Origin of the sequence: Micromonospora sp. NPDC049799 (assembly GCF_040656655.1) — a bacterium.
Classification (GTDB): domain Bacteria; phylum Actinomycetota; class Actinomycetes; order Mycobacteriales; family Micromonosporaceae; genus Micromonospora.
Window position 1 is genome coordinate 1 of the sequence record NZ_JBFAMU010000294.1, and the last position, 6,159, is coordinate 6,159.

5 protein-coding genes and 1 pseudogene are annotated in these 6,159 nt (G+C 70.6%); 4 read left to right on the top strand and 2 right to left on the bottom strand.

Translation table 11 applies throughout. The annotated features are described in order from the left end of the window. Positions 1-73 precede the first annotated feature (73 nt). Both AB0I76_RS20230 and AB0I76_RS20235 read left to right on the top strand, forming a co-directional pair. A pseudogene (locus AB0I76_RS20230) lies at positions 74-751 on the top strand (biotin--[acetyl-CoA-carboxylase] ligase); the annotation flags it as partial. 84 nt (positions 752-835) lie between these two features. Then, positions 836-1,408 carry a PH domain-containing protein gene (locus tag AB0I76_RS20235; protein WP_357037535.1) on the top strand — a complete coding sequence of 191 codons (573 nt, stop codon included), beginning with the start codon at positions 836-838 and terminating at the stop codon, positions 1,406-1,408. 19 nt (positions 1,409-1,427) lie between these two features. Here AB0I76_RS20235 and AB0I76_RS20240 read toward each other — a convergent pair whose 3' ends face one another. After that, positions 1,428-2,150 carry a GtrA family protein gene (locus tag AB0I76_RS20240; protein ID WP_357037538.1) on the bottom strand — a complete coding sequence of 241 codons (723 nt, stop codon included), beginning with the start codon at positions 2,148-2,150 and terminating at the stop codon, positions 1,428-1,430. A gap of 63 nt (positions 2,151-2,213) precedes the next feature. After that, positions 2,214-2,744, bottom strand: coding sequence for a GtrA family protein (locus AB0I76_RS20245; protein ID WP_357037547.1), 531 nt, complete (start codon positions 2,742-2,744; stop codon positions 2,214-2,216). A gap of 418 nt (positions 2,745-3,162) precedes the next feature. Here AB0I76_RS20245 and AB0I76_RS20250 point away from each other — a divergent pair, with 418 nt between their 5' ends. Both AB0I76_RS20250 and AB0I76_RS20255 read left to right on the top strand, forming a co-directional pair. After that, positions 3,163-5,007, top strand: coding sequence for a phosphoenolpyruvate carboxykinase (GTP) (locus tag AB0I76_RS20250; protein WP_357037541.1), 1,845 nt, complete (start codon positions 3,163-3,165; stop codon positions 5,005-5,007). Between the two features lie 37 nt (positions 5,008-5,044). Further along, a complete protein-coding gene (locus tag AB0I76_RS20255) occupies positions 5,045-5,905 on the top strand; it encodes a hypothetical protein (RefSeq protein ID WP_357037544.1) in 861 nt (286 codons plus the stop codon). Positions 5,906-6,159 lie beyond the last annotated feature (254 nt).

Sequence of the window (6,159 nt, forward strand, 5' to 3'; positions counted from 1 at the left end):
GATGGAGGGAACCGGAGCGGCGATCGCGGATGCCCACACCAGGAACGCGAGGGGGTAGAGGAGGTAACCGACCGCCGGCCGGGGGCGGCGGGGTCGGGCCTGGCAGTCGCCGGCCCGCGCGGGCATCGCGACCAGCGTGCTGCTCCGGCCCGGCGTGGCCGACCCGGACCGCGGCTGGCCGCCGGCTCCCGCGTCGGGGTACGGCTGGCTACCGTTGCTCGCCGGCGTCGCGCTGGTGGAGGCGGTGGCCCTGCTGGCGGAGCTGGAGGCGGGCCTGAAGTGGCCGAACGACCTGCTGGTCGACGAGGCGAAGTGCGCCGGCATCCTGGCCGAGGCCGTCCCACCGACCCGGGCCGGTGAGCTGCCCGCGATCGTTCTCGGCATCGGCCTGAACGTGACCCTCCGCGCGGACGAGTTGCCGGAGAACCCCAGCGGACTGCCGGCCACCTCGCTGCAACTGGCCGGTGCCGCCGCCACCGACCGGGATCCGCTGCTGCGTGCCCTGCTCCGCGGTGTCGCCGACTGGTACGACCGCTGGCGGTCCGCCGGCGGGGACGCGGTCACGTGCGGGCTGCGCGACGCCTACCTGGCCGCCTGCGCCACGGTCGGCCGGAAGGTACGCGTGCTGCTGCCCGGGGGCGACGAGCTGACCGGTACGGCCACCGGCGTGGACGCCGACGGCCACCTCCTGGTCGTCACCGCGACGGGCGAACACCGCCTCACCGCCGGCGACGTCCTCCACCTGAGGTGAGAGGAAGGGCCCCGCGCGGCTGATCCCCTCGGTGGCGACGGGGCGTTACGGTCTGCCCGTCCGCTTCTCGCGATGGAGGTACCCGTGGCGTTTCCCGAGGACGTGCTCACCGAGGACGAGCATGTCGTGCTGCACCTGCACCCGCACTGGAGGGCCCTCGTCGGCCCGGTCGTGGTGCTGGTGCTCGCCGTCGCCGCGGTGGTGGCCGGCGTGGTCCTGCTCCCGTCTGGCGGGGGCGGCTCGGTGGCGCTGGCCGTGATCGGTGGGCTGGCGCTGGTCGCGGTGCTGTGGCTGACGCTCCGGCCGTACCTGGCGTGGCGGAGCACCCACTACCTCTTCACGAACGAGCGGGTGCTGCTCCAGGAGGGCCTGTTCTCCCGGGACCGGCGGGACATCCCGCTCACCCGGATCAACGACCACGCGATGCGCCAGGGCGTCATGGAGCGGCTGCTGGGCTGCGGCACGCTGACGATCGAGTCGGCCGGGGAGCGTGGCCAGTCGGTCCTGCACGACGTGCCGCGGGTCGGTCAGGTCCAGACCAGGCTCTACGAGCTGGTGGAGGCCCACCACGACAAGCACTCGCTGGGTGACGCCGAGATGCGGGACATCCTCGCCGACATGAACGAGGGCAAGCCGCTGCGCGATCCGAGCACCTGACCGCCGGTGGCGGGGCCGGTCAGCGGCGGGGGGAGCGGCGGGGGGTGGCCTGGAGTTCGGCGGCGAGTTCGGCCGCCAGCTCCCGGTCGAGCGACTCGCCGAGCGCCGCGTCGAGCGGCGCGGGGCGGCCCTGTGCGGGTGGTCCGGTCACCGGTGCCGCCGCCGGGCGGGCCCGGGGCTCACCGGGTTGACCCTGGGCCTCCTCCAGCTCGGAGACCGACTCGGCCAGCTCCGCCACCGGGTCCATCTCGGCCATCGTGTCCCACTCGTCGCGCGGGATGCTGTGCCAGGTCGGCGCCGCGTGGGCGGGCGCCGGCTGGAAGACGAAGGTCCGGTACGACCAGAACCGGAAGAGCGTGGCCAGCAGTACGCCGAAGGTCTTGGCCACGTTCAGGGCCAGCAGGCCGGTCAGGCCGAGGCCGTACTTCGCGGCGGCCAGCACGCCCAGCTCGATGAGCAGACCCGCGCCGTTGAAAAGGAAGAAGAGGACGTATTCGCGTCTCATCGCCGATTTCGGGCGATCCCGGTACGTCCAGTGACGATTCATCAGATACGACGTGATCGTCGCCACGACGGTCGCGATGACCGTTGCCTTCAGTTGGCCGTCGACAAAAACGGTGAGTGCCAGAGCATTGAACACCGCGTAATTGATGACGGTGTTGATGCCACCGACGATGCCGAATTTGAGCGCCTCGTGGATGAACTTCTGCCAACGCTCAGGCAGCAGACGGACAAGACGCATGCGGAACACCTTAGGGCAGTGGGCGGGACCGGCCGGCCCCGACTGGACGAGGTGGGCGTCAGCTCACGCCCCGTGTCGGTCCTGCTTCACTTCCAGAACCGGCTGGGTTCCCCCTTCGACGAAGACGAACCGTCGGTAGGACCAGAACCGGAAGAGGGTCGCCAGGCCGGTGCCGACGAGGTAGCTGGCGACGTTGTCCGCCACCGGGGTCTGGAAGACCTCCGGCCAGACACTGCCCAGCCCGTACCGGCTGATGGCCAGGCACGCCACCGTGATGCCCAGGCCGACCCCGTTGAAGAAGAAGAACAGTGCGTACTCGCGGGCCGGGTTGGAGCCGCGGCGGTGCCGCCAGGTCCAGAACCGGTTGCCGAGGAACGCGAAGCTTGCCGCGATCACCGTGGAGATGGTCTTGGCGGTCACCTGCTCGACGTCCTGCGCGGCGGTCATGTAGTTGAACAGCGCGAAGTCGATGAGGAAGGCGATGCCACCCACGGTGGCGAACTTGCTGAGCTCCCGTACGAGGTGACCGAACCGGTCGATCAGGGAGCGGAGCAGGCCCGGACGGGTCTGCCGGGAGTCAGGCTCCCCGGTCATTGTGGCGGCCACCCCGCGAGCGTACCGGTTGCCGCCGCACCGTACGGGTAGCAACGGCGGAGGGCGCGGGCGGTGGAGACGGTGATGAGCGGAGCGTAACCGGCGGTGACGAGATCCGGAGTTGTTTCCTCCGAACCGCGATCGGGTCGCGTCGCGCACCGGCGGACGGGCCCGACGTTCCCCGCTGCGGGAGGTCCGCGACAAGATTTGCGTGAAACTGCGCGCGAAAGCGGGTATCAGATCGTGATGCCGCAGCGAGGCCGTACCTTGTGCAGTTCTTCACAACCAGTCCCACTGACTGGCGACGCCGCCCGGTTTACGCTGAGGCCAATCCCAGGTTTCCACGAAGGCGGCGCATAGTCGTCAAGACTCGTGCATCCCATAGATCGGTCAGCGTCGACCACCAAGGAGATGTGTCATGGTTGCTCCGGCTACTGTTCGGGGTATCGATCAGGCCCCGACGTCCCACCCCAAACTGCTCGCCTGGGTCCGTGAGGTCGCCGAACTGACCACCCCGGAGCGGGTGGTCTGGGTGGACGGGTCCGACGAGGAGTGGCGCCGCCTCACCGACGAGCTGGTCGAAGCCGGCACCCTGATCCGCCTCAACCCGGAGAAGAAGCCGAACTCGTTCTACGCGCGCACGGACCCGACGGACGTCGCCCGGGTCGAGGAGCGCACCTACATTTGCTCCGTCGACGAGGCGGACGCCGGCCCCACCAACAACTGGATGGCGCCGGCCGAGATGAAGCAGACGATGACGGAGCTGTACCGCGGCAGCATGCGCGGGCGCACCATGTACGTCATCCCCTTCTGCATGGGTCCGGTCGAGGCCGAGAACCCCATGTTCGGCGTCGAGATCACCGACAGCCCGTACGTGGTCGCCTCGATGCGGATCATGACCCGGATGGGCGCCACGGTCCTGGAGGCCATGGGCGACGACGCCGACTTCGTGCACGCCCTGCACTCGATCGGCGCCCCGCTGGCCCCCGGCCAGGAGGACGTCGCCTGGCCGTGCAACGAGACGAAGTACATCTCGCACTTCCCGGAGACCCGGGAGATCTGGTCCTTCGGCTCCGGCTACGGCGGCAACTCGCTGCTCGGCAAGAAGTGCTACTCCCTGCGTATCGCCAGCGTCATGGGGCGCGACGAGGGCTGGCTGGCCGAGCACATGCTGATCCTCAAGATCACCTCGCCGGAGGGTCGGGTCTACCACGTCGCCGGCGCGTTCCCGTCGGCGTGCGGCAAGACCAACCTGGCCATGCTGGAGCCGACCATCCCGGGCTGGAAGGTCGAGACCATCGGCGACGACATCGCCTGGATGCGCTTCGGCGAGGACGGCCGCCTCTACGCGGTCAACCCGGAGTACGGCCTCTTCGGCGTCGCCCCGGGCACCGACTGGAAGACCAACGCCAACGCGATGCGGACGCTGGACCGCGGCAACTCCGTCTTCACCAACGTGGCCCTCACCGACGATGGGGACATCTGGTGGGAGGGCATGGGCGAGCCGCCGGCGCACCTGATCGACTGGAAGGGCAACGACTGGACGCCGGAGAGCGACAGCCTCTCCTCGCACGCGAACAGCCGGTTCTGCACCCCGATCACCCAGTGCCCGATCCTCGCCGAGGACTACTACAACCCGAACGGCGTGCCGATCGACGCGATCCTCTTCGGTGGCCGCCGCCGGGACACCATCCCGCTGGTGACCGAGGCCCGGGACTGGGTGCACGGCGTCTACATGGGTGCCACGCTCTCCTCGGAGACCACCGCCGCCGCCTCCGGCGCGGTCGGTGTCGTCCGCCGCGACCCGATGGCCATGCTGCCGTTCATCGGCTACCACGCCGGTGACTACTTCCGGCACTGGATCGAGATGGGCAAGGGCGCCGACGGCGACGAGTCCAAGCTGCCGAAGATCTACTACGTCAACTGGTTCCGCAAGGACGCCGAGGGCAACTTCCTCTGGCCGGGCTTCGGCGAGAACTCCCGCGTACTCAAGTGGGTCATCGAGCGGCTCGAGGGTCGCGCCGACGCCGTCGAGACCCCGATCGGCATGGTCCCGGCCCAGGACGCGCTGGACGTCGAGGGTCTGGACATGACCCCGGAGGACGTCCGGATCGCGCTCAAGGTCGACGCCGACGAGTGGCGCAACGAGCTGCCGCTGGTCACCGAGTGGTTCGAGAAGTTCGGCGACAAGCTGCCGGGTGTTCTGTGGGCCGAGCTGGACGCGCTGCGTGCGCGGCTCGACGCGGCCCAGCCGCAGAAGTAGGTGTGACGCCCGCCCGCGCGGGGGAACACGGGATTCCATGAGGACGGCCGCCGAGACCGAGGTCCGGCGGCCGTCCGCCGTCCGGGCGCTCACCACGCTGCTGGCGACGACCGCGGCGGCCACCGTCGTGGTCGAGCTGCTCAACTGGGTGTACGCGCCGGAGCAGGGTTTCGCGCTGGCCGTCCGCACCGGCTGGGCGCTGCTCCGCTCACTCGGTTTCCTGCTGCTCATCGGGAACGTCCGGCGCGGTCGTACGGTGGCCCGCCCGTTCGGCCTGATCCTCGCGGTGACCACGGTCTTCGCCGTCGGCCGGCTGATCGTGCCCCGGCAGGGGACGCCGCCGCTGCCCGGCCTGCTCGGCTTCGCCGTGCTCACCGCGCTCTGCGTGGCCGTGGTGTGGCTGCTCTACCGCTCGCCGGCCGTGGCGTCCCACCTGAGGAGGCACCGCCCGCGCCTGGTCATCGACGGCCGGGGCATCTCCTGGCGGGAGACCCCGCCGCGCCGGCCCGAGGTCAGCGGGTGGCTGCTCACCGCCCGGGTGGCCGCCTTCACGTACAGCCCGCTCATGCTGGTGCCCGCGCTGGTCGCCGGCGCGGACGTGCTCGACGACCGGCTGGCCGCCGTGCCCGCCGTGCTGTTCTGGTTCGGCGCCGGGATCGTCACCAGTTACGCGGTCCTCTTCTGCACCGCCTTCCTGCTGCGCGGCCGGCACTGGGCCCGCCGCCTGCTCGTCGTGGTGACCCTGGTCGTGCTCGCCGTCGACCTGCCGCTCTGCTGGTGGCTGCTCGACTGGGACGGCCTCGTCCGGGACGGCGCCCCGCTGGCAACCGCCGCCGCCGTGACCCTCTACGCCCTCCACCGCGCCACCAAGGCCGATCCCCCCACCCCCACCCCATGATCGACTCGGCTTCCTTGAAGTCGGGCCATCCGAGTAACTCCGACACCCCGACCTCAGTGAAGTCGAGTCGATCTTTCGTCCCAGGCAGGATGACGGACGCGGGCACGGCCCCGGACCGGCTCGCGGGGAGGGGACGCCATGACGGACGGCGGCGTGGAGCAGGGCGGGACAGGGGAGCAGGGCGGGGCAGGGGACGAGTTCGACGTGGTGGTGGTCGGTGCGGGGCCGGCCGGGTCGGCCGCCGCGCTGGCGGC